The following is a 24248-nucleotide window of genomic DNA, read 5'->3' as shown; positions in this document are numbered from 1 at the left end:
GCCCCAAACACGTTTTGGGAGCTCTCATGAACCGCGTCCTCATCACTTCGGCAATCCCTTACATCAACGGGATCAAGCACCTTGGAAACCTGGTTGGCTCGCAACTGCCAGCTGACCTTTACGCCCGCTATAACCGCTGTCGTGGTCGCGAGGTCATGTTTATCTGCGCCACCGACGAGCACGGCACGCCTGCTGAACTGGCGGCGGCAAAAGCAGGCAAACCTGTGGCCGAGTTCTGTGCCGAGATGCACGAGGTTCAGGCCGAAATCGCACGCGGCTTCCGCCTGTCTTTCGACAATTTCGGGCGCTCTTCCAGCCCCCAGAACCACAAGCTGACCCAGCATTTTGCAGGCAAACTGGCGGATAACGGGTTCATCGAAGAAGTCAGCGAAAAGCAGGTCTATTCGAACGCCGATGGGCGCTTCCTGCCGGATCGCTATATCGAAGGTGAATGCCCCAACTGTGGCTATGACGGCGCGCGCGGTGACCAGTGCGAGAACTGCACCAAGCAGCTTGATCCGACTGACCTGATCAACCCACGCTCAGCCATTTCGGGATCGACCGATCTGGAAGTACGCGAGACCAAGCACCTGTACCTGAAACAGTCCGCGATGAAGGACAAACTGGATGCGTGGATCGACCAGAAATCCGATTGGCCGGTTCTGACGACCTCGATCGCGAAGAAATGGCTGCATGATGGCGACGGGCTGCAAGATCGCGGCATCACGCGAGATCTGGACTGGGGTGTGCCTGTGAAGAAGGGTGGCGAAGATTGGCCCGGTATGGAAGGCAAGGTCTTCTATGTCTGGTTCGATGCGCCCATCGAATACATCGCCGCCACCGCCGAACTGGCGGATGAGAAAGGCGAAGGGCCCGAGTTCTGGGAACGCTGGTGGCGCACCGACAAAGGTGCCGATGACGTGCGGTATGTGCAGTTCATGGGCAAGGACAACGTACCGTTCCACACGCTGTCGTTCCCGGCCACGATCATGGGTTCGCAAGAGCCGTGGAAGTTGGTCGATTACATCAAGTCGTTCAACTATCTGAACTATGATGGCGGGCAGTTCTCGACCTCGAAAGGCCGTGGCGTGTTTATGGATCAGGCTCTGTCGATCCTGCCTGCGGACTATTGGCGCTGGTGGCTCTTAAGCCACGCGCCCGAAAACTCGGACAGTGAATTCACGTGGGAGAATTTCCAGACCTCGGTGAACAAAGATCTGGCCGATGTGCTGGGTAACTTCGTAAGCCGCGTGACCAAGTTCTGCCGCTCGAAGTTCTCGGAAGCAGTGCCGGAAGGCGGCAGCTATGGCGATGCGGAAACCGCGCTGATCGCCGACCTGACCACCAAAGTGCGCGCCTATGAAGGCCATATGGAAGCGATGGACGTGCGTAAGGCAGCCCAAGAGCTGCGTGGCATTTGGGTTGCAGGCAACGAATATCTGCAGTCCACCGCGCCGTGGGCGACGTTCAAAACTGACCCCGATCAGGCCGCCGCGCAGATCCGTCTGGCGCTGAACCTGATCCGCCTTTACGCAGTCCTGTCAGCTCCGTTCATTCCAGATGCTTCGGAAACGCTGCGCGCTGCAATGGACACCGACATGGACTGGCCGGGTGACGTGGCCGAGGCGCTGGACACGCTGAAACCGGGTCACGCCTTTACGGTGCCGGAAAACCTCTTTGCCAAGATCGCGGACGAGCAGCGCGAAGAATGGCAAGAGCGGTTTGCGGGCACGCGCGACTAACCCATATGTGAATGGCATTCTCAACGCCCCGTCCTTTGGTCGGGGCGTTTTTTATGGCCAATCCGTCGGAAATGCACCCGATCTAGGGGCAGCTGGTCCACCACATACAAAATCAGCCATTTTCGCTTTATTTCGCCCTGAAACTGGCTATCTTTAAAGAAGAACAACAATAACCGGGTAAGTGACCGGAACCATGAGGAACAAAGGCAGCAAAAAGTTGACGATTGCGAAAGGCAAACAAAAGCCGATCCGGCTGTCGCTTTCTGATAAGCGATCCGTGCGCACGCAGTTCGGTGCGCTTCCCTTCCGTATTCGTGATGGCAGTGTCGAAATTCTGCTGATCACCTCGCGCGGGACCGGGCGGTGGATCATTCCCAAAGGCTGGCCGATGGATGGGGAAACACCTGCTGGGGCGGCTGCAACGGAAGCCTTTGAAGAGGCCGGGGTGGAAGGCAAACTGTTCCATCAAGTGCTTGGGTTTTATGCCTATGACAAGGGCTTTGCCGGCGAACGGCTGCCTTGCGTGGTGGCGGTGTTTCCGCTGAAGGTGAAGAAACAGCTGAAAAGCTTTCCCGAAAAGCAAGAGCGTCGACGCAAATGGGTCAGCCGCAAGAAAGCCGCACAGTTGGTGGGCGAACCGGAGCTGCGTCAGATCATCAAGGATTTCGATCCGAAAGCGCTGCGCTGATCATCGGCAACAGCCGCTAGGGTCTTGCACTAGCCCTCACCGAGTTTCATATATCTTTAGTAAGACACCAATTGGACGCACGCGCCCTATGATCCGATATGCTTTGAAATGCGACAAGGACCACAAGTTCGAAAGCTGGTTCCAGAACGCCGACGCCTTTGATGCGTTGAAGGCGGCGGGTCATGTTGTGTGCCCGGATTGCGGATCAACCACGGTTGAAAAGACCCTGATGGCCCCCAAGGTACGTCCAGCGCGCACTGCGGCGGCGAAACCTGACATGCCTCAGCCAACCCCAGCGCCCCTCCCTGCCCAAGCGGCCCCTTCCCAACCGACCACTGCCCCGCATGTGGCGCCTCCCCCAGAAGTGCAGGAAGAAATCGCCGCTGAAATCGCCAAGCTGCGCGCCAAGGTCGAGGCCGAGAGCGACTATGTTGGCGAAGACTTCGCCAAAGAAGCCCGCGCCATGCATCTGGGCGATGCCCCGGAACGCGCCATCTATGGCGAAACCAAGCTGGAAGACGCCAAAGAGCTGATCGAGGATGGCGTGCCGGTAATGCCGCTGCCCTTCACACCGACGCGGAAGGTAAACTAAGGCGCCTTGAGATCGGGGGGCAATCGGCTAGGCTATTGCCAACGCACCCCTATTCAGGACAACGCCATGCCCGCTGAGATCACCATCCGCCCCATCCGTGCCGACGACAAGCCCGCCTGGCGCGCGCTTTGGACCGCCTATCTGGAGTTCTACGAAACCAAACTGGACGACGCGGTCTATGAAAGCTCGTTCGCGCGGATGCTGTCGGGGGAACCTGGCGAGTATCAAGGGCTGGTGGCCGAGCAGGACGGAACCCTCGTCGGCCTGACCCATTTTCTGTTTCACCGCAGCATGTGGAGCATCGAGAACACATGCTACCTGATGGACCTCTACGTCGATCCCAACTTGCGCGGGGGCGGCGTTGGCCGACAGCTGATCGAAGCCGTCCACAAGATCGCCAAGGATAATGGCTGCTCAGGCACCTACTGGCTAACGCAAGAGTTCAACTACAAGGGCCGGATGCTCTACGATCAGGTCGCCACGCGGACACCGTTTATCAAATACGCAAAGAAGGACTAATCCGGCGCTGAGGACAGAATGCAGTTCATTGAACGATCCGTGCTGGGGGTGCGCAGCGCCGTCTGGACCCTCGAAAGCCCGCAAATGGGCTTTCGCGTTATGCTCTTTCCAATGATCCATGTGGCGCAACCTTCGTTCTATGCCGAGGTGTCAAAGCGATTGTCGCAGTGCGATATCATTCTATGCGAGGGTGTCAGTAGCAAGTTCAGCAAAAGGCTGGCCCAAGCTTATTTGCAGCTGACGCGAAATCCGCGACTGGGACTGGTCGCACAACACGAAATGGCGCTTGATCACGTCAAAGAGCGACTGGTCCTTGCGGATATCGAGGGCGCGCATTTTGATGAAAGCTGGGAAGACCTGTCCTTCTTCAACCGGTTTATTCTTCCTGTTGCTGCATATTTTTTCGGGCTTTACCTGCGGTTATTTGGAACTCGCCGTCTTATGGCGCGCCAGATCAACAGCCAAATGCTGGAAAGCCGCGATGACCTTTTGATAGACGATGATACCCAAGAAATAGACAACATTTTACTAGAGCATCGTGATCAACATTTGATCAGCGTCATCGACGATCAGATTGCCAAACTGGGTGATGCGAAACAGACCATCGGGATTGTCTATGGCGCCGCGCATATGCGCGCCGTTGCCCGGCATCTTGTCCGGAACCATGGATGCCGCACTCTGGATGGCGAGTGGATCACGGTATTTGATCTGTAGCCAACAATCACCACCCGGGGTCAAAGGGCCAACATGTCGCCCCATCCACACTTGCCCTTTCGCGCCCTCCTGCGTAAGAGAAGCCGGACGTAAAGGAAGGGATGGGGCAGCATGCCTATTCTGGTGATGAAATTCGGCGGCACATCGGTCGCCAATCTGGATCGGATCCACCGGGCCTCGAAGCGGGTCGCGCGTGAGGTGGCCAATGGCTATGACGTGATCGTCATCGTTTCGGCCATGTCGGGCAAGACCAACGAGTTGGTGGGCTGGGTCAACGAAACCTCACATCTGTATGATGCACGCGAATATGACGCGGTAGTCAGCTCGGGCGAGCAAGTGACCGCAGGTCTGATGTCGCTACGCCTGCAGGAAATGGATGTGCCCGCACGCAGCTGGCAGGGCTGGCAAGTGCCGGTGAAAACCACCGGCGTGCACTCGGCCGCGCGGATTGAAGAGATCCCGACCGACAACATCATGGCCAAGTTCGGCGAAGGCATGCGCGTCGCCGTTGTGGCGGGCTTCCAGGGCATCGCGGATGATGGCCGGGTCACCACGCTGGGCCGTGGCGGATCGGACACCACCGCCGTGGCTTTTGCCGCCGCCTTCGGGGCCGAGCGTTGCGACATCTATACCGATGTGGACGGCGTCTATACGACCGACCCGCGCATCTCGGACAAGGCGCGCAAACTGGACAAGATCGCGTTTGAGGAAATGCTGGAGCTGGCATCGCTTGGTGCGAAAGTTCTGCAAACCCGCTCGGTCGAGCTGGCAATGCGCTATAAGGTGAAACTGCGGGTTCTTAGCAGTTTCGAAGAATATGACCCGGAAGCAGGCACGTTGGTCTGCGACGAGGAGGATATCGTGGAAAGCAATGTAGTTTCTGGCGTCGCATACAGCCGCGACGAAGCGAAAATGACCCTGATCTCGGTGGCAGACCGCCCCGGCATCGCGTCGGCAATCTTCACTCCGCTGGCAGACGCCGGCGTGAATGTGGACATGATCGTGCAGAACATCTCGGAAGAGGGCCGCACGGACATGACGTTCTCGTGCCCGGTTGATCAAGTGGCGCGCGCCGAAAAGGCGATGTCAGCCGCTAAGGAAGCCGGCGACATCAACTTCCACGACATCGTGGCGGACACCGATGTGGCCAAAGTGTCGATCGTTGGGATCGGCATGCGCTCGCAGGCAGGTATCGCGGCCAAGATGTTCCAGGTGCTGTCCAACGAAGGCATCAACATCAAAGTCATCACCACCTCGGAGATCAAGCTTTCAGTCCTGATCGATCGCAAATACTTGGAGCTGGCCGTACAGGCGCTGCATGACGCGTTCGAGCTGGAGAAAGCGTAAGAGCTACGACCTTACGGTTGGAATTTGAACGGCCTCGCAGAGATGCGGGGCCGTTTCTTATTGAGATGTCCTGTCAGCGTACTAGCCGCATGACTGCGACGGCCAGAAACGACGGATGCCGCGCCGGTTCATGCGGCTGAGCGATCTGGTTGGCACTTCCCTGAAAGACATTGAACAAACAGGTTGGGTACTTTAGTTATATCCCTATAACTAAAATGACCTGAGCCGAATCCAGTTTTTACGGGGCGCGAATGATGACGACAGAGAAGTCTCAAGCTTTAGAACCGCGGTCATCTCTGAAGGGCGTCGCTCTGATTGCGATGGTGTTTGGGACGGCTACGGTCATATCCGGTGGCAGCGTTCTTTTTGGCGCAGACGCCATTCGGGAAACGGCCGGACGCTTTGTACCGTTTGTGGTCTGGTTCAACTTCATTGCCGGCTTCGCCTATATCGCTGCTGGGATTGCCATTTGGCTGGCCCACCGCTGGGCTTTAAGTCTGTCAGTCGCCATTGCGGTGGCGACATTCATAGCTGCGGCGGGTTTCGGTGTTTGGATACTTCTGGACAACCCCTATGAGATGCGGACCGTCGGTGCGCTGGCGCTTCGGTTCGGGGTTTGGGTGGCAATTGCCTTGGCCGTACATCGGGCGAAGTCGCACCCATGAGAACCAGAAAACCAGCATCAGTCCGAAAGGCCGAGATAACGCATGCAGCCCTTGAGCTGTCATTCGAGGTCGGACCCGATCGCGTGACGACCGCGATGATCGCGGAACTTCTAGGCCTGACGCAACCCGCGATCTACAAGCATTTTCCCAACAAGAACGACATCTGGAACACAGTCACGGACGAGTTGTGCAATCGCATAGATGCAAACATCCGTGCTGCGCAAAACCAGCCCAACCCAAGCGCTCGGCTGCGTGAACTGATGATGGGGCAACTTCGCCTTTTGCATGATTATCCGGCCTTGCCCGAGATTATGGTGATGCGTGATCCGAACGCCGGAACCACGGCGTTGCGCACACGGATCTTGACCAGCACGGGTGGGCTTCGGAAGGCCATTCAAAGTGCAATGGGTGAAGCGCAGACCATGGGGCATATTCGGTGCGACCTTGATGTCGAGGATTGCACGAACCTGATCGTGTCTGTTGTCCAAGGAGCGGCGCTGAGGCTGCTTCGGTTTCGCGAACCCGAAGCCTTGCTCGTCACGGGCGAACGTTTGCTGGACCTTCAACTCAGTCTCTTAACGGAACAAGGAGAGATCAAATGAGATCCGGTCTAAAGCTCATTCTGATCACGTTGCCAATCATCGCGCTTGGCGTCGGCGTTCTGGCCTTCATCATCGCAACGGGCACGCCGCCAGAGCGTATTGCGCTGACCGAACGTTCGACGCCGGTGCGCGTGATCATTGCCCAGACGCAAGCCGTGGCCCCTCGACAGGTCGGGTTCGGCCTTGTTCGTCCATCTCGTACCTACGAGGCCATCGCCCAAGTTGGCGGCACGGTTGAATACGTCAATCCAAGCCTGCAGAAAGGCGCAATCCTGCCTAAGGGGGCGGATTTGCTGCGCATTTCACCCACTGACTTCAATCTGGCCATCGCGCAAGCCGATGCAAACATCCGCGCCGCTGAAGCCAAGTTGTCAGAGCTTGCGGTGTCCGAGGCGAACCAGATCGCAGCGTTGGAGATCGAAAAGGAAGCCCTGGCATTGCGGGCTGCCGATCTGGATCGGACCGAGACGCTCTTTCAAAACGGCACCATTTCTCAGGCCGCATTGGACGCCGCGCGCACCGCGCATCTGGCGCAGCGGCAGAAGGTGCAGTCTCTGGTCAGCGCCTTGGCGCTTCTCCCGACACAATTGGCCGTCCAGACCGAGCAGATTGCCGTTTATCGCGCCACTTTGGACACTGCCAAGCTGAACTTGGCCCGGACCGAGTTGAACCTTCCCTTCGACGCCCGCGTCGCGTCGGTTGCCGTGGAAGAGGGCCAGTTCCTGCGGTCGGGTCAAACCGCCGCTGTGTTTGACGGAATCAATGCCGGAGAGATCGAAGCACAGGTTCCAATCGCGGGGCTCAGGATGTTGCTCAGATCATCTCTTGGCACCGACCAAGGGATCGTTCTGGACCCCGCCACCATGACTGACGTGCTGCACCATCTGGGGCTTTCTGCAAAAGTGCATCTGCGTCTAGGGGACGAGGTGATAAGCTGGCCTGCCAAGGTTGATCGGATCAGCGACACCGTGGATGTGAAGTCCGGCACGTTGGGTGTGATCGTACGGGTCGATACGGCCTACACCGGGGTTGAACCGGGCAACCGTCCGCCGCTGACCAAGGGCATGTTTGTCGAAGTGTCACTGCAGGGCGAACCGATGGATGGCATCTGGGTGCCGCGCAGTGCACTGCGCGAGGGGCGGCTTCTGGTCGCCGATGCGAATGACCGATTGCAGTCTATCGAGGTCGAAACAACTTTGGTGCAAGATGGTATGGCCTTGATCTCGGGCGATGTCACTGCAGGCACACGCGTTCTTGTCAGCCAGCCCAGTAGCATCGTGGACGGGATGTTGCTGACCGTGACGGAAGACACCGCGCTGATGGCACAGCTGGCGGCAGAGGGACGCGCAGAATGATCAGGTTCTTCGCTGGGCACCCAACCATTGCCAATCTTCTTATGATCGGCTTCCTGCTGGCTGGGCTTTTCGTCGCCCCGACGCTTCTGCGCGAAACGTTTCCACGCGCAGCACAGAACGAAATCGAGATTACCGTGCCATATCCCGGTGCAAGACCCGAGGACGTGGAAACCGCCATTTGCGAACGGATCGAGAATGCTCTGGACGCGGTGACGGGCATTGATCGGCAGACCTGCGAGGCGCGTGAAGGTCTTGCACGCTCGGTTGTCAGGATGCGCGAGAGCAATGACTTTCAGACCTTTGTCGCGGATGTGAAATCCGAAATCGACGCGATCACCGATCTGCCCGCACGCGCCGAAACAGCGCGTGTCCGCGCGCTGGGGCAAACCGATTTCGTAGCCTCGGTCGCGGTCACCGGGCCCATAAACAGCACCGATCTGAAGGATCTTGCCGAAGACACACGCACCCGGATGCTGGCCTGGGGCGGCATTCCAAAGGTCGACATTCGTGGCTTTTCAACGCGCGAGTTGCACATCGGCCTAAAACCAGAAGCGTTGCGCCAGTTCGGTGTCTCGGTCGCGGATGTTGCCCGTTTGGTGCAATCTGGAAGTGTCGATCTGCCTGCGGGTGACATTTCTACGTCAACCGAGACCATGCTGATCCGCGTCGCCGAAGAACGTCGAACGGTTCACGACCTGGTTGCTTTGGTCGTGCGCTCCTCGGCCTCTGGGGGGCAGGTCCGTTTGGGCGACATCGCCACGATCAACGAACAATTCGCAGCCGACGACGATGTTATTACCTTCGATGGCCACCCTGCCGCCATTCTGGACATCAGCAAAACCCGCACCGAAGACGCGTTAACGATCGTCGACGAGTTGAAGGCCTTCATTGACGCCGAACGCCAGCAAGGACCGCCGGGCGTGGTGATCGAGATCACCACCGACGCGGCCTCGGTGGTGCGTGACCGGCTGTCGCTTGTGGTCGTCAACGGATTGCAGGGGCTGGCGCTTGTCTTTCTAGTGCTTTGGCTGTTTTTCGGCTTCCGATTTTCATTCTGGGTCACCATGGGCCTGCCGGTGTCCTTCATGGGTGGCGTCGCATTGATGTGGATGGCCGGGTATTCGCTGAACCTGATGACGACGATTGGTCTGTTGATCGTTATCGGCTTGTTAATGGATGACGCCATCGTCATCGCCGAGAACATCGCCAGGCAGCGCGAAAAGGGCCTTGGCGCCATGGACGCCGCCGTCGAAGGCGCAACACAAGTGCTTCCCAACGTGCTTGCCTCGTTCGGTACGACAGCCATGATCTTTGGCTCGCTGGCCTTCCTGCAAGGTGATATCGGCGCAGTATTACGGGTGGTTCCCGTGGTGATGCTGTTCGTTCTGTCAGTATCGTTGATCGAAGCTTTCCTGATCCTGCCACACCACCTGCTCCACAGCCTAGAGGCCCCGCCGACGTCACGCGGCATATCTGTGCGCGTAGAACGGGGCGTGGCTTGGGCGCGCGAACGCGTGGTCGGTCCGCTGGCCGATCTGACCATTCGCTGGCGCTATGTGACGGCGGGGCTCAGTTTTGCGACCCTTCTAGTGTCTATCAGCATGCTGGCGGGGGGCTATCTGAAGTTCACCGCCTTTCCCGAGCTGGACGGCGACACCATCGTCGCCCGGGTTCTTCTGCCCCAGGGTACGCCGCTGTCGCGGACGGAAGCGATCGTGGCGCAGCTGGAAGACGGTTTGGATCAGGTCAACACAAAGCTGTCGCCCGAACAGCCGGGTGGCATCGACCTGATCAAACACGTTTCGGTCTATTACGGCGAGAACCGGGATGCGTTTGAAACCGGGGCCCACGTTGCGACGGTCAGCGTCGATCTTCTGCCCTCGGCCGAACGGGTACACCGACCCGATGCCATCATGGAGCTTTGGAGCCAAACCGTCGGGCCGGTGCCGGACGTGATCAGCCTGAAGTATGCCGAGTCCACTATCGGGCCAGCCGGTATCGCCATCGACTTGCGCCTGAAGGGTGACGATCTGGCGGCCCTCAAAGCTGCGTCGGTCGAACTGCAGGATTGGATCTGGCAATACACCGGGGTCACCTCGGTGTTGGACGATTTGCGCCCCGGGAAACGCGAGTTGCAGATCACTCTGAACGATGCCGCCGGACCCATGGGGATCACCGCAGCCATGATCGCCGATCAGCTTCGCGCAGCTTATTTCGGCACGACCGTCAGCGAGATGCAGGTTAAAGGCAACCTTCTAGAGGTCACGGCGCAGTTTGCCCTTGGGCATCAGGATACCCATAGATCATTTGACGATTTTCGTGTCGCCCGTGCGGATGGGTCTACCGTTCCGCTTGGTGTCGTGGCGGATGTAAAGATCGGTCAGGGGTACAACCGGATCAACCGCCAAAACGGCACCCGAACGGTCACTGTGCAAGGCTCCATTGATACGCGCATCGCCAACGCAAACGCAATTGTCGGTGATGTTCTGTCGAATTTCGTCCCCTACCTTCTGACCCGCCATCCCGGCGTCATTCTTGACGTCGAAGGCCAGAACGCCGAGGCCGGAAAAACCCAGCAATCCATGCTGAAGGGGTTTCTGGTCGGATTGATCGGCGTTTTCCTTCTGCTCAGTTTCCTATTCCGGTCCTATGTCGAACCCGTTGTGGTGATGCTGGTCATACCCCTGTCTCTGACCGGCGCAATCTTCGGCCACATGGCCATGGGGCTGGATTTCTCGATGCCCAGCATGCTGGGATTCGTGGCCCTTGCTGGCGTGGTTGTGAACAACTCCATCCTGCTGGTGGATTTCGTCAAACGCGAACATGGCGATGCCACGACCGTGGCCGTAGCCGCCGCCCGCGCAGCGCGCGCCCGTTTCCGGGCAATCTTCCTGACCACGACGACAACGGCGGCGGGGCTGTTGCCGATCCTGACGGAAACCAGCCTGCAGGCGCAAATTCTGATCCCACTGGTTTCCAGCCTAATGTTCGGCCTTATTACCGCCAGCCTGATCGTACTTTTCGTGCTTCCTGCGATCTATGCCATCTTGGACGATCTTGGCCTTGGCACCTTGGCTCACGAAAGCAAGGCTACAAAGAACAAGAATCAATCAGTGTCGGTTGCAAACGGGAGCACCCAGTAAGACCTGTAGGGTCATCCATACAAGGCGCATGGAGCGGAGAGCGACCGTAATGATGCGCGCGCGAAGGGCCGCTGTGTCACGCTTGGCAGACAATCATCTAGTGCTGGAACTGCACGCCAATATGCTTTGATAGCTAGGTTTTGGCCACCTATACCTCCCCTTCCAACCCCGCAATAATCAGCTCCACTCCCTGCGCAAAGTTGTGCAGGCCGTCATATTCGCGGGCGGCGACTTTCTCGGCCATGGCGCGCAGATTGGGATAGGTGTCGGCGGGGATCAGGTGCAGGTAGGCTTGGGTGACCTCGGCATATTCCTCGGGCGCGAAGGGGAAGTTTAATTCCTGAAGGGTGAAGCCATAGATGTGGCTGTCCATCAGGTTCCAGGCGTGGTCGGCGTCGATCAGGTCAAAACCTGCGTTGGTCATCACAGCGAGCGTCGCCTCGACATAGGCCAGCACGTTCGGGCCGGTGTTGGGCAGGGACACCATCAGCTGGATCGTCCACGGGTGGCGTCGGAACACCGCCCGGGCGTTATGGGCGCGGGCGCGAAGTTCGTCTTGCCAAGGACCGTTCGGATTGGGCAGCGGGATCTGACCCACGGCCCAGTCGGCCATGCCCATCAGCAGAGCGTCTTTGTTGGCGAAGTGGTTGTAAAGCGACATCGCCTCGACACCTAGCGCGGCGGCAAGTTTGCGCATGGACAGCGAATCGGATCCGGCCTCGTCCGCCAACTTCACGGCAGAAGCCAAGATCGCGTCTCGCGTCAGCTTGGATGTTTTTCCTGCTTTCTTAGCCACTTGCGCCCCTTTCAACTCCCTCTATTGATTTACTTACAGTGTAAGCTTATATCAAGTCCCAAGTTAACTTACACCGTAAGGTTAGGACATGACATGAAACGCATTTGCATCGTCGGGATCTCGGGCAAGCTGGGACAATACATGCTGAAACACGCGCTTGATCGTGGCTATCACGTGAATGGCGTGTGCCGGGAAAAGAGCGTGGGGAAGCTGGACGCCGTGATGGCCGAGCATGGGGATCGCATCACGCTTTTCCCCGGAAAGACCAATGACCGCGCGGTGATCGAACGCGCCGTGAAGGACTGCGAAGGCGTGTTGACCGTACTGGCCCCGTGGGGCGTACAGCAATATTCGTCAGGCACCGCACAGGCCGTGATGGATTTCGCCGAACCGGACGCGCGGCTGATCTTCTCCTGCGGCTGGCACATCACGTTGGACGGCAAGGACCAATACTCGCGCACGTTCCGCACGCTGCTTGCGGTCGCATCGAAGCTAACCCGCTGGCTCCGGCTGGTCGAGATTGATGATCAGGTGCTGGCCTGTAACTTGATCTTCAAATCAGACACAAAGTGGACCGTGGTGCGCGGATCGGATCTTGAGGAAGGCGACAGCGAAGGGCTGCCCGTTTGGTCCGAACATGTGCAGGACCCGGTTTTGGCCTCGAACAAAACCCGCCGGATCGACTTTGCGCTGTTCATGGTCGAGGCATTGCAGAACGACGCACTGATCGGGAAGGCGCCAGCGATTTGTGGCGTGAGAACCGAAAGCGCGCAGGCCCACGCCGCGATGGCTTAATGCGGAGTGGGCGCGGCCAACCGGTTGACACCTTGCGCCGACAGAGCCGCAACCAATTCTTCGGTGGATACCGCCTGCACGGGCACGCCGTCGCGAAGCGCCAAGGCGGCGGCGGTACCTGTCGCCTGCCCCATTGCCATGCATTGCGGCATGCCGCGTACCGACGCAAAGGCTACGGGACCAGCGGACAGGATACGTCCCGCGAACATCAGGTTCTCGATCTGCGTTGGGATTAGGGACCGAAAGGGAATCGTGTAGTAGTCGCCCTGTGTAAGAGCCGCGTGATGTGTCATATCCCCGTCAGAGCGCATCACATCGTCAATAGGATTGTCGCAGGACACAATGCCATCCGGGAACTTCGTGGCCGCCGCAAGGTCCGCACCGGTGACGCGATAGACACCCTCCAACTTGCGCGTTTCGCGGACCCCAACCGTCGGAGACAGCAGCGACATGTGCGCCTTCTGAAACCCCGGCACGTCGCTTAGCAGGAACCGGGCCAGTTGCAGGCAGCGCCGCCGCCCCTCTTGCGTTGCGCGCCCAACTGCTACGGGATCGGTACCATCCACTCCTCGGATATGCACCGAGTTGCAGAAAACCGTCCCCGCATGGAAGCCACGCATCAGGTAAAGCTGCGCAAGATCGGGGTGCAGTCGTTCCTCGGCTATGCCGCGCGCGGCATGAGTTTGGAAATAGGGGTCGGGGTCGGCGAAGGCCTCGTCCCAATCGACACCCATCATGTGAAACGAGATCGTGACCGCCATCATGTTGCCCGATGCATCGCCCAGCGCATAGGGCACGCCCGCCTTGGCCGAGATATCTCCGTCGCCTGAGCAATCAATGACCATGCCGGGCGTGACGGTGAATAGCCCATTCCGATCACAGCACTCCACCTGCACGATTTTGTCGCCCTCAAGGTGAGGCGTCAGCGCCATCGCCCCCAGACGAACCTGCACGCCTGCTTCCTCGAGCATCTCGAACATCGTAAGCGTGGCGATGTCGTGGTCATAAACGATCTCGGGCCCGAAGTTTTCCAGCGTGCAGGGGCGTTTCTCGGCGGCCGGTGGGTCCATCGCGACAAGGCGGTCTGTCAGCTCTTCCATCAGCCCGCCGATGATTTGATCGACCGGATAGCCCCCGCCCCACGGCATGCCCGGGCAAAACGCCATGACCCCGCCGACTTTCTGGGTGGCTTCCAGAAGCATCACGCGAAGACCTTGGCGACCGGCAGCCACCGCAGCGCCGAAGCCTGCGGTGCCCCCTCCGATAACGAGAACATCCACATCGATGCTGGTGTTAGACATTCCGGGTTCCTTGAGATCGCTAGTTCTCGCTGACTAGAGACGAGACGAAGGAAGCTGACAAGTGAATTGGCACGAGGGAGGGTTGGTGCGCTATCGGCGCAACCTTCCAAACACCCGTCCGTCATTCACCGCGAACCCGACTGCGATGATGGCGAAGCCGATCCATGCCTCGGGGGCCATGCGTTCGCCAAGGAAGAGTGCGCCGAGGGTGATGGCGAAGGGGGGGATTAGAAGGGTGACGAGCATCAAGTTTGCGGCCCCTGCCCTGACGAGGATCGCGAAGTAGAGGACATAGGCCAGTCCGGTCGAGAGGGCGGCAAGGCTAAGGAGTGCGCCCCATGTGGTGGCAGTCAGGCTCAGCGCCGGTGGGCCGTCCACAATCCAGACCACAGGGGCCATGATCAGGGCGCTCGCCGTCACCATGCCCAGCGCGTTCATAAGCGGCGGTTGGCCTGCCAGCATGACCCGGCCCCAGACGCTGGCAAAGGCATAGGACAGTGCCGCACCCATGATTGCCAGCTGTGCGAGGTTGGCGGGGTTGAAGCCCGACACGGCCTCGGGGCCCATGATGACGCCGACACCGATCAGGCCCAGAACCGCGCCCCCGATCTTGCGGGCAGTGAGGGGTTCGTCGGCCAGCAGCACGCCCGCGACCACTGCGCCAAACATGGCCGTGGTGCCGTTCAGGATCGAGGCCAACCCGCTCTCAATCTGCGTCTGCCCCCAGAAGATCAGCGAAAATGGGATGGCGTTGTTCAGTGCGCCCATGCCCAGATAGCCCAGCCAGATGCGCGGGTTGCGCGGGACCGGGATGCGTTTCATTGCGACGATCACAGCCAGAATGGGAATGGTCCAGAATACGCGATGCAGCGTGATGGTCAGAGGCGGCACCTCGCCCAGCGCAACTTCAGCAAAGAAAAACGACCCGCCCCAGACGGCAGCCAAAGCGATCAGCATGATCCATGCGGTGCGGTCCATTTGGAGGGAGGGTTGGGTCATTGGGCGGGGTCCTGTGTTGGTGCCCATAGGGATGGCGGGAATAGCTGCGAAGGCCAATCCGTTTCTTGTGGTTTCTTCCAGATCGCCCTCTTCACTGTGTAAAGACAAGATTTTCGAGCAATCTTGGCAGGCTAATTTGAAAATCCTTGAAGAAACCAACCCCTCAGGCACAAGCGCGTTCCTTGTTTCGGCAGCCAGACGCTCATTGTGCTCTCGAATTCGTCTTTGGAATTGATTGCCCTTACCTATTGTCGAACTTCAATAGGTTGGAAGTTCCGGTAATACTCACCCCTGTAGTTTCCACCTATAAGAGCGCCCGCAGGTCATCTAGAGTTCATTGAAGTCTAGCAATTGAGGATGGAACAACGTGACCAAATTTAACGGAACCTCTCTAGCAATGAAGCTGGTGTCGGCTTTCCTCTTACCTCTTTTAGTTCAAACAAACAGAGCGATGGCTGATGTCGGACCTCTATTCGGAGACGTAGGTTGGATAACAAGCGCGGTGGTTTCAGAAATTAACACAAACGGAAGATTTGAGTTAGATGAGAGAATTGAGATTCAATACCGCTTGTGGGGGGTCCAGCCAAAGCAGGGGTATGTGACGTTTCTGAAAGAGAATATTCTTGGCGACGAACTAATATGTATCCACGCCGGTCATACGAGCCATACGGGCCGCCGACCATCGCCATTAAAGCCGCTTCCAAACACGGTGGTTTGCCAACGCCCCGGTGAACACTCACCGTTTCCGGGCGGAATCGCAGGAGAACTCTTTGAGGCAGGAGTTGCTGAACCTTATTGTCTTGAAGCTGTTAAATATCTGCCTAGTTGCGCGGAGAGCATCCAGTAAAAGCATCTGCTCAAAATAAAAACAGCCCACCAATCCGGCGGGCTGTTCTTCGTTAATAGTCTCGCGCTTTACATCTGCCCGTAAGGTGTCGAGCGCGAGATTTCTAACTCCTCGTCGCTCATCACCTCTTCGACGCCTTCAAATAGCGGGGTCGAGAGGTAGCGTTCGCCTGTGTCGGGCAGCATGACCAGGATGTTGGCGCCTTCGGGGGCATTTTTCGCGGTCTCGATCGCCGTCGCGAAGGTTGCGCCGGCCGAGATGCCGACGAAGATGCCTTCCTCAGCCGCCAAACGTTGCGACCATGTGATGCCTTCCGGGCCGGGGACCGAAGTCAGTTCGTCAACATAGCCATTGTCCAGCGCTTCCTGCATCACAAAAGGAATGAAGTCCGGGGTCCAACCTTGGATCGGGTGCGGGTTGAAATCCGGGTGGCCCTCGGTGGGCTGATGGTCTTCGTTGCGGGTGTTCACATAGCCCGAGGCGACCAGCGCCGCGTTGGCGGGCTCGGTCAGGATGATCTTAGTGTCGGGGCGTTCTTTCTTCAACACGCGCCCGATGCCCGTCACCGTGCCGCCGGTGCCATAGCCGGTGACAAGATAATCCAGACGCTCGCCCTCGAAATCGGCAAGGATCTCGCGCGCGGTGGTGTTTTCGTGAATGTCGGCGTTGGCGTCGGTTTCAAACTGGCTGGCAAGGAACCAACCGTTCTCTTCAGCCAATTCTTTGGCTTTGGAATACATGCCAAAGCCCTTCAATTCCTTGGGCGTCAACACCACTTTCGCGCCAAAGAAACGCATCAGCTTGCGTCGCTCGACCGAGAAGCTTTCGGCCATCGTCACCACCAGCGGATAGCCCTTGGCCGCACAGACCATGGCAAGGCCGATGCCAGTATTTCCGGACGTCGCCTCGACCACCGTTTGGCCAGGTTTCAATGCGCCCGAGGCTTCGGCCGCTTCGATGATGCTCAGGGCAAGGCGGTCCTTTACGGATCCGGCCGGGTTGAAGGCCTCCATCTTCACAAAGATGTTCACGCCCTCGGGCGCGATACGATTGATGCGGATAACGGGCGTGTCGCCAACCGTATCCAGAATGCTGTCATAGCGCATGCCGCGCCCATTGGTCTGTCGGGGTGCCATGGAAAGGTCCTTTCGCAATACACGGGTTCATTATTCGTTGATCTTAAACCTAAGCCGCAATCCGTGCAGTCAAAACCCGCACGGAGGCAAAAAGACTGAAATTCACGTATCGCGATACGTCCCCATCGCATCGTCCCAGAAATCGCCAACGCGGCGCGTTTCTGTTCCGCACAAACTGTGGCCGGACAGCGCAAATTACGGGCAAATTCAAAGGGGGACGAAAACGCGCAGAATTTTGCTGATGTGGACGTAACGAGTTTCTGGCATAGGTGGCAGCGAGCCGCTAGGATAAGGCTTGATTAAACGGTTCGCGCCTCGGTCTCCGAGACAGCCAAGAAACCGTAGCAAACAGGGATTGGGAACATGGCAGAAAGCCAGACAAGCGACAGTCGCAAGCTTTTGGTCAACCTGCGCGAGACCCTTGCGGCAGCGTCCGAAGGGCAGGAACGGCTTGACCGCATTACGTCCTTGATTGCTGAAAGCCTTGGGGTCGAGGTGTGCTCGATCTATCTGTTTAGGGATACGGAAACGCTTGAACTGTGTGCGACCGAAGGATTGAACCCTGAAGCTGTGCACCAAACACGTCTGCGCGTGGGCGAAGGGCTTGTGGGCCGCGTGGCGCGTTCGGGCCGGGTGGTGAACACCGAAGACGCCCCGTCGGCGCGTGGGTTCCGGTATATGCCGGAAACGGGCGAAGAAATTTACTCCAGCTTCATGGGCGTGCCCATTCAGCGCCTTGGCGAAAAGCTGGGCGTGCTGGTCATCCAGTCGAAAGATCCCCGCACGTTCTCGGCAGACGAGATTTACGGCATTGAAGTGGTCGCCATGGTGCTTGCTGAAATGACCGAGCTGGGCGCCTTCATCGGCGAAGGCGAAGCGATGGGCGCGCTGCACCAGCGGCCTGTGACCTTCAAGGGCAGCATCGGTCAGGAAGGCGCAGCCGAGGGGCACGTCTGGCTGCATGAACCGCGCGTGGTTGTGACCAACCCGGTGGCGGATGATCCCGAAGCAGAGTTGAAGCGTCTGAACGATGCCGTTGATACGCTGCGTGTGTCCGTGGACGAGATGCTGGAGAACGCGCAGACCACCGACAAGGAACAGATGCAGGTTCTGGAAGCCTATCGGATGTTTGCCAATTCGAAGGGGTGGATGCGGCGCATGGCCGAGGACATCTCGCGCGGGCTGTCTGCCGAAGCGGCGGTCGAAAAAGAACAATCCGCCGCGCGCGCGCGGATGAGCCAAGTGCCCGACCCCTATCTGCGTGAACGGCTGCACGATCTGGATGATCTGTCCAACCGCCTGCTGCGCATCCTGACCGGACAGGGCAAGGATACCGGGGCCGAGATGCCGGAAAACCCGATCCTGATCGCTACGAATATCGGGCCGGGCGAGTTGCTGGAATACGGGCGCGGCCTGAAGGGGATCGTACTGGAAGAAGGCTCGGTCGCCAGTCACGCCGCAATCGTCGCGCGTGCCTTTGCGATCCCGCTCATCATTCAGGCGGGGCACATCGCGACCGAGGCCTTGAACGGCGACCACATCCTTGTGGATGGCGAGGCAGGTGTGGTGCATCTGCGCCCCGAGGATACGATCATCACCGCCTTCCGCGACAAGATGGCGATGGAGGCGAAACAGCAAGAACGCTATCGCAGCCTGCGCGACAAGCCCGCAATGGGCCTGTGCGGGACCGAGGTTAAACTGCATATGAATGCAGGTCTGATGGCTGATCTGCCATCGCTTGAGAGTTCGGGCGCCTATGGCGTCGGGCTGTTCCGTACCGAGCTACAATTCCTAACCGTGGACCGGGTACCGCGCCGTGGTGATCTGGCAGCGACCTATGCGCGCGTCATGGACGCCGCGAAAGGCAAACGGGTAACGTTCCGCACGCTTGATATCGGGTCGGACAAGGTGCTGCCCTATATGAACCCGCTGGACGAACCGAACCCGGCCTTGGGCTGGCGTGCAATCCGCGTCGGGCTGGACAAGCCGGGCGTCATGCGGATGCAGCTGCAAGCGCTCATTCGCGCCGCTGCCGGGCGCTGCCTGACCGTCATGTTCCCATTCATCGCTCAGCTGGATGAATTTCGCGACGCGCGTGAAATGCTTCTGGCCGAGATCGAGCGCGAGCGCGCCTTGGGACATATCCTGCCCGAGAAAGTCGAGATCGGCGCGATGCTGGAAACGCCCTCGATGGTGTTTGCCCCGCAGCAGTTCTTCGAAATGGCCGATTTCATCTCGATCGGTGGCAATGATCTGAAGCAGTTCTTCTATGCGGCGGACCGGGAAAATGAACGGGTGCGGAGGCGTTATGATACGCTGAACGTGTCCTTCTTGAACCTGATCGAAGAGATTGTGACCCGCTGCGACGCGGCCCGCACACCGCTGAGCTTTTGCGGGGAAGATGCCGGTCGACCATTGGAAGCAGTGTGCTTTGCAGCACTTGGAATGCGGCATCTTTCGATGCGGCCGGCCTCGATCGGGCCAGTCAAGAGCTTGATAAGACGCACAAATATCGAAGATCTGCGCGAGCTCATCGACGAGACCCGTCTGTCTGGCGAGCAATCTGTTCGCCAAACGGTCAAGGCGTGGCTGGTCGAGAACGCGACCTAAAGGCCAGCTTTTTCGACTTTGTCACGCCCGATTAGGCAAATCTTTAGACAATTAGAACAATAACAGAACAGCGACGCGGGCATTTCGTCTTCCCGGCAGCGGGACCATCCGAATTGCTCGTATCTTGGAAGATCAAGCTGCGGCTCGATGTCTGGTGCAATGCCCGAACCGACCCGCGTTAGGAGAAGCCTATGCTGTTTCGTGTTCTCATCACCGGCGTTTTCACCGGAACCATCGCCGCCGTCACTGCATTTTCGCAGGGGCTTGGCCCAATTGCAGCCTTCTTGGCTTATGCAGTTTTCGCAGGATTTGCCGTCATCGGGATGGGCGTCCTGACCATCGCTGCCCCCATGCGGCCTGTCTCCTCACATCAATGGAAACTGGACAGATCACGCGATGCGCGAGCACTTCGGATCTGGCATCCGCTATCACAGGGCACACGGTCCCCCTATTGGCAGGAACGGCTGGAGCGGATGGCGCGGCAAACAATTGGGGCGCAATCAAAGCCCGTCACCTTTTGTGTATTCTCTTCGGTGCGACGCAACCAACCTACCTTTCGATAAGGCGCACATATCGCAGGCAAACTAACTGGTGTACCGCTGCGCTTTAAGAAGCATCAATCCGAAGCACGTTTCCTTGCACACCGGTCCATGCGCCGCTGCCTTGATCATAGGCCAGAACCCGATCCGGGTTTGTGGGCGGCGGCATCACCACCCCTTCCAATCGGGTGAATCCAAACCGCTGATAATAGGGCGCATCCCCGACCAACATGACGCGGTCCCAGCCCAGATCTGCGGCACGGCCAAGGCTTTGACTGATCAGGTGACCACCCAACCCTTCGCCCTGTCTTGTCGGGTGCACCGCCACCGGGCCCAGCAACAGCGCTTTGTGGATGTGTTCCCCAACAATGGAAACGGGCCAATAGCGGATCGCCCCAGCCAGAACGCCCTCCGCATCGCGGGCCACCAGAGACAAATCCGGAATCGGCGGCACATCATCACGCAAACGATAGGATGACAGAGCCTCGCGCCCTGGCGCAAAGCACAGATCGTAAAGGGCCTCGACCTCCCACCAATCTTCCTGCGTTTCCTGAGACAGATGATACAGCTGCCTGCCCTCGTGTTGCCTTTGGCTTCTCTTTAAGTTCCTGCTATCACGGCAAGGCCATGAAACGGAAGGGATAAGCCAGTGTTCTATGAACCTGAAAACGGGCACGGGCTGCCTCATAATCCGTTCAACGCTTTGATCGTACCGCGTCCGATTGCATGGATCACCACCCGAGACGCCAACGGATGCGACAACCTTGCGCCATACTCTTTCTTCAACGGGGTAGCCTATGACCCGCCGCAAGTGATGTTCGCCACGACTTCGGGCAAGTCGGACCGTGAGTTGGGTAAGGACACGCTGGACAACATCCGCCAGACCGGCGTGTTCTGCGTGCATATGGTGTCGGAAGACATGACCGAGGCAATGAATGTCAGCGCTGCCAGTTTCGGGCGCGAGGTAAACGAGATCAACGAGGCAGGCTTGGATCGGGTGGAGTGTCAGACCATCAACGCCGCCCGCCTGCCTGCCGCCCCCGCTGCGCTTGAATGCAAGCTAACGCAGATCACGCAATTGCCAGGCAACGCCAATCACGTCTGTTTCGGCGAAGTGACCGGGATCCACATGCGAGATGACTGCATCGTCGATGGAGCTTTCGACATTACGCGTGCACGCCCCTTGGCCCGGTTGGGGTATCGCGACTACACGGTGGTGCGCGACAAATTCACACTTAGCCGACCCGGAGAATAGACGCAGCTTTGCAAAGCGTCTAATCTGACACGAAACAGGGAGGGTGAAATGGACTACGTGGCTTGAGACTTCATTAATTTCAAAGGAGATCACATGCCCCCGATCCTACCCGACGCCAAGCGCGTCCACCCCGTCACCCTGCCCGATGGTTCCCTTCATCATGGTACGGTTTTTCTGTCAAACGTGATTGATCAGCCCAACATTGATGTTGGTGAGTTCACCTATGCCTCGGATTTTGATCCCCCGTCGCCCGAAGGGTGGGCCGCACGACTGGCGCCGTATCATTTCCCGATGTCCGACGGGCAGCTCTCAATCGGGAGGTTCTGCCAAATCGCCCATGGTGTGCGATTCATCACAGCAGCGGCCAACCACGACTATTCAGGTTTGACCAGCTTTCCGTTCGGGATATTTTCGCTGGACAAAGCACCAATGAAACAACCGGATTGTCGCAACACGCGGATCGGAAATGATGTCTGGTTAGGCTATGGTGCGATCATCTGCCCGGGCATCAGCATCGGCAATGGCGCCATCATCGGCGCGGGCGCGGTGGTGCGCGAAGACGTCCCGGATTATGCCATCGTGGCAGGCAACCCCGCCAGGATCATCAAAATGCGCCTATCAGCCATGGACATCGCGCGTATGAACGAACTGGCATGGTGGAATTGGCCCGTCGACCAAATCGCCAGCGCGCGCGACGCACTTGAGGCAGGTGATCTGGACAGCCTCGAGATGCTTGCGCGCTAAAAGTTGGGCCTGTCCGAGGCTCAGCCTCGGGCTATGTCCAAGCCTGTCGATCATCAGATCGTAAAGGCGCAAGAGAGGGCTTCGGCCCAAATAAAAGGGCGCCCGAAGGCGCCCTGTTTCATCTTAGTATGTCCGGATCAGTGTCCGCCGAGAATTCCGGTCTTGACCGAGTAGTCCGCCGCGACCTCGTAATCCGGGTCATCGTCGCTATCGACCACCAGATGACCGGCTTTGGTCAGAAGGTCATGGCAATCGCGGCTGAGGTGACGCAGCTGAGCTTTCTTGCCCAGCGCCTCGTATTTCAGGGCCACAGCTTCAATCGCCTGCAGTGCGGATTGGTCCACGACGCGCGAACGGGCAAACTCGATCACAACCAAGTCTGGGTCATTCTTCACGTCAAAGAGCTCGATAAAGCCTTCGGCCGAGCCGAAGAACAGCGGGCCTTCCACGTCATAGACCTTGGCTCCGTCTTCCTCGCGGGTGATGGCATGGATGCGGGCAGCAGCGTTCCATGCATAGGCCAGCGCCGACACGATCACGCCCACCACAACGGCGACGGCAAGGTCTTCATAGACCGTCACGGCAGTCACCAGCAGGATCACGAACGCATCGGTACGGGGCACGCGGCGCAGGATTTTCAACGAGTTCCAAGCGAACGTGCCGATCACCACCATGAACATGACGCCAACAAGGGCAGCCAGCGGGATCATCTCGATCCAGCTCGACGCCACAACGATGAAGAGCAGCAGGAAGATCGCTGCGGCGATACCGGCGATGCGCGTACGTCCGCCCGAGCGCACGTTGATCATCGACTGGCCGATCATGGCACAGCCACCCATGCCGCCAAAGAAACCGGTGATCACGTTGGACGTGCCCTGCGCAATACATTCCTGCGAGGCTCCGCCACGTTGACCGGTCATTTCGCCGACAAGGTTCAGGGTCAGCAGGCTTTCAATCAAGCCAATTGCGGCCAGAATTACGGCATATGGAAGGATGATCCACAGCGTTTCCAGTGTGAAGGGTGCAAGTGCGGTGCCATACAGCCCCACGCCCGTTCCGAATGGGTTGTGGAAGCTGGGCAAACCACCCTTGATCGAGGCCATGTCACCGACGGTCGGCACATCGATCCCAAAGGCAATCACAAGCCCGGCTACAACGCCGATCCCCGCCAGCGGCGCAGGGATGATCGAGGTGATCTTTGGCAGCCCCCAGATGATCAACATGGTCAAACCAACAAGGCCCAGCATCATGACGAGCGGCAAGCCCGAAAGCCATTCCCCCCCAACAGAGCCATGCCCCGCGGTTTCGATCGTTCCCGGCACCTTAAACTGGGTCATCTGAGCCAAGAAAATAACGATCGCCAGACCGTTCACAAAGCCCAGCATGACCGGGTGTGGCACAAGTCTGATGAATTTGCCCCAGTGCATGACACCGGCAAAGACCTGCAAAAGCCCCATAAGAACCACAGTGGCGAACAGATATTCGACGCCGTGCTGCGCGACCAATGCGACCATCACAACAGCCAGCGCCCCAGTCGCACCCGAAATCATGCCCGGACGTCCGCCAATTACAGCAGTGATCAGTCCAACCATAAAGGCGGCGTAGAGACCCACCAGCGGGTGTACGCCCGCAACAAAAGCGAAGGCCACGGCCTCGGGCACCAGGGCCAAGGCCACAGTCAATCCCGACAGCAGCTCGATTTTGATGCGTGACGGCGTCAACTCGTCATTCGGCGACAAGCGCAGGTCAGGACGTTCGATACGATTGGCAAAGCTTGCCAGCAGGGCTCGGGCCACGGGGGTCACCTCGTTTTGGGGAGTATTCGCAATGTGGCTGTCTAACGGCTTCGACGGCTTCGG

Annotated in this window: 22 protein-coding genes; 16 read left to right on the top strand and 6 right to left on the bottom strand. The window is 58.5% G+C overall.

The features are described 5' to 3' along the window. Positions 1 to 26: 26 nt before the first annotated feature. The 10 genes from metG to ALP8811_RS02875 all read left to right on the top strand — a co-directional run bounded on the left by metG (position 27) and on the right by ALP8811_RS02875 (position 11367). Positions 27 to 1742 (top strand): methionine--tRNA ligase, encoded by a 1716-nt coding sequence (metG, locus tag ALP8811_RS02920; protein ID WP_108855683.1) that lies wholly within the window; start codon positions 27 to 29, stop codon positions 1740 to 1742. A 217-nt stretch (positions 1743 to 1959) separates the two neighbouring features. Further along, complete coding sequence (locus tag ALP8811_RS02915) at positions 1960 to 2430, top strand: NUDIX hydrolase (RefSeq protein ID WP_306418702.1); 471 nt, start codon at positions 1960 to 1962, stop codon at positions 2428 to 2430. 88 nt (positions 2431 to 2518) lie between these two features. Continuing rightward, on the top strand, positions 2519 to 3022 hold the full coding sequence (locus tag ALP8811_RS02910; protein WP_108855681.1) for a DUF1178 family protein: 504 nt from the start codon (positions 2519 to 2521) through the stop codon (positions 3020 to 3022). Positions 3023 to 3088: 66 nt separating this feature from the next. Further along, complete coding sequence (locus ALP8811_RS02905) at positions 3089 to 3541, top strand: GNAT family N-acetyltransferase (RefSeq protein WP_108855680.1); 453 nt, start codon at positions 3089 to 3091, stop codon at positions 3539 to 3541. Between the two features lie 18 nt (positions 3542 to 3559). After that, positions 3560 to 4255 (top strand): hypothetical protein, encoded by a 696-nt coding sequence (locus ALP8811_RS02900; RefSeq protein WP_108855679.1) that lies wholly within the window; start codon positions 3560 to 3562, stop codon positions 4253 to 4255. Between the two features lie 111 nt (positions 4256 to 4366). Further along, the gene (locus tag ALP8811_RS02895; protein ID WP_108855678.1) at positions 4367 to 5602 is read left to right on the top strand and encodes an aspartate kinase; all 1236 of its coding nucleotides are present in this window, start codon (positions 4367 to 4369) and stop codon (positions 5600 to 5602) included. Positions 5603 to 5853: 251 nt separating this feature from the next. Next, positions 5854 to 6267, top strand: a complete 414-nt coding sequence (locus tag ALP8811_RS02890; RefSeq protein ID WP_108855677.1) for a hypothetical protein — start codon at positions 5854 to 5856, stop codon at positions 6265 to 6267. Next, positions 6264 to 6869 carry a TetR/AcrR family transcriptional regulator gene (locus ALP8811_RS02885; RefSeq protein ID WP_108855676.1) on the top strand — a complete coding sequence of 202 codons (606 nt, stop codon included), beginning with the start codon at positions 6264 to 6266 and terminating at the stop codon, positions 6867 to 6869. The genes ALP8811_RS02890 and ALP8811_RS02885 overlap by 4 nt, the downstream gene beginning before the upstream one ends. Beyond that, complete coding sequence (locus tag ALP8811_RS02880) at positions 6866 to 8224, top strand: efflux RND transporter periplasmic adaptor subunit (protein ID WP_108855675.1); 1359 nt, start codon at positions 6866 to 6868, stop codon at positions 8222 to 8224. The genes ALP8811_RS02885 and ALP8811_RS02880 overlap by 4 nt, the downstream gene beginning before the upstream one ends. Further along, entirely contained in the window at positions 8221 to 11367 is a 3147-nt protein-coding gene (locus ALP8811_RS02875) for an efflux RND transporter permease subunit (RefSeq protein ID WP_108855674.1), read from the top strand. Before ALP8811_RS02880 ends, ALP8811_RS02875 begins: the two co-directional genes overlap by 4 nt. A 148-nt stretch (positions 11368 to 11515) precedes the next feature. Here ALP8811_RS02875 and ALP8811_RS02870 read toward each other — a convergent pair whose 3' ends face one another. Next, a complete protein-coding gene (locus tag ALP8811_RS02870; protein ID WP_108855673.1) occupies positions 11516 to 12163 on the bottom strand; it encodes a TetR/AcrR family transcriptional regulator in 648 nt (215 codons plus the stop codon). A gap of 93 nt (positions 12164 to 12256) precedes the next feature. On the opposite strand from ALP8811_RS02870, the gene ALP8811_RS02865 reads away from it, so the two are divergent. Further along, positions 12257 to 12958: an NAD(P)H-binding protein gene (locus tag ALP8811_RS02865; protein WP_108855672.1), complete on the top strand. Its 702-nt coding sequence runs from the start codon at positions 12257 to 12259 to the stop codon at positions 12956 to 12958. Here ALP8811_RS02865 and ALP8811_RS02860 read toward each other — a convergent pair. Then, complete coding sequence (locus ALP8811_RS02860) at positions 12955 to 14259, bottom strand: FAD-dependent oxidoreductase (protein ID WP_108855671.1); 1305 nt, start codon at positions 14257 to 14259, stop codon at positions 12955 to 12957. The genes ALP8811_RS02865 and ALP8811_RS02860 overlap by 4 nt on opposite strands. A 90-nt stretch (positions 14260 to 14349) precedes the next feature. Then, positions 14350 to 15258 carry a DMT family transporter gene (locus ALP8811_RS02855; RefSeq protein WP_108855670.1) on the bottom strand — a complete coding sequence of 303 codons (909 nt, stop codon included), beginning with the start codon at positions 15256 to 15258 and terminating at the stop codon, positions 14350 to 14352. A 367-nt stretch (positions 15259 to 15625) separates the two neighbouring features. Here ALP8811_RS02855 and ALP8811_RS02850 point away from each other — a divergent pair, with 367 nt between their 5' ends. Continuing rightward, on the top strand, positions 15626 to 16105 hold the full coding sequence (locus tag ALP8811_RS02850; RefSeq protein WP_146183980.1) for a hypothetical protein: 480 nt from the start codon (positions 15626 to 15628) through the stop codon (positions 16103 to 16105). 68 nt (positions 16106 to 16173) lie between these two features. On the opposite strand, the gene cysK is transcribed toward ALP8811_RS02850, so the two are convergent. Continuing rightward, on the bottom strand, positions 16174 to 17241 hold the full coding sequence (cysK, locus tag ALP8811_RS02845) for a cysteine synthase A (protein WP_108855668.1): 1068 nt from the start codon (positions 17239 to 17241) through the stop codon (positions 16174 to 16176). A 363-nt stretch (positions 17242 to 17604) separates the two neighbouring features. Between cysK and ptsP the strand changes: the two genes are divergently transcribed. Then, positions 17605 to 19851, top strand: coding sequence for a phosphoenolpyruvate--protein phosphotransferase (gene ptsP / locus ALP8811_RS02840; protein WP_108855667.1), 2247 nt, complete (start codon positions 17605 to 17607; stop codon positions 19849 to 19851). A gap of 191 nt (positions 19852 to 20042) precedes the next feature. Then, positions 20043 to 20414, top strand: coding sequence for a hypothetical protein (locus ALP8811_RS02835; RefSeq protein WP_108855666.1), 372 nt, complete (start codon positions 20043 to 20045; stop codon positions 20412 to 20414). Positions 20415 to 20457: 43 nt separating this feature from the next. On the opposite strand, the gene ALP8811_RS02830 is transcribed toward ALP8811_RS02835, so the two are convergent. Next, positions 20458 to 20958, bottom strand: a complete 501-nt coding sequence (locus tag ALP8811_RS02830; protein WP_108857402.1) for a GNAT family N-acetyltransferase — start codon at positions 20956 to 20958, stop codon at positions 20458 to 20460. Positions 20959 to 21039: 81 nt separating this feature from the next. Between ALP8811_RS02830 and ALP8811_RS02825 the strand changes: the two genes are divergently transcribed. Next, positions 21040 to 21645 (top strand): flavin reductase family protein, encoded by a 606-nt coding sequence (locus tag ALP8811_RS02825; RefSeq protein ID WP_108855665.1) that lies wholly within the window; start codon positions 21040 to 21042, stop codon positions 21643 to 21645. A 93-nt stretch (positions 21646 to 21738) separates the two neighbouring features. After that, positions 21739 to 22389 carry a CatB-related O-acetyltransferase gene (locus tag ALP8811_RS02820; RefSeq protein WP_108855664.1) on the top strand — a complete coding sequence of 217 codons (651 nt, stop codon included), beginning with the start codon at positions 21739 to 21741 and terminating at the stop codon, positions 22387 to 22389. 137 nt (positions 22390 to 22526) lie between these two features. Here the strand turns inward: ALP8811_RS02820 and ALP8811_RS02815 are convergent, their stop codons facing one another. Continuing rightward, complete coding sequence (locus ALP8811_RS02815) at positions 22527 to 24185, bottom strand: SulP family inorganic anion transporter (RefSeq protein ID WP_108855663.1); 1659 nt, start codon at positions 24183 to 24185, stop codon at positions 22527 to 22529. Positions 24186 to 24248 lie beyond the last annotated feature (63 nt).

Source organism: Aliiroseovarius pelagivivens (genome assembly GCF_900302485.1).
In the GTDB taxonomy this organism is placed as follows: Bacteria; Pseudomonadota; Alphaproteobacteria; order Rhodobacterales; family Rhodobacteraceae; genus Aliiroseovarius; species Aliiroseovarius pelagivivens.
The sequence above is the reverse complement of the archived record's forward strand: the minus strand, read 5'-3'. Positions and strand labels throughout refer to the sequence as shown.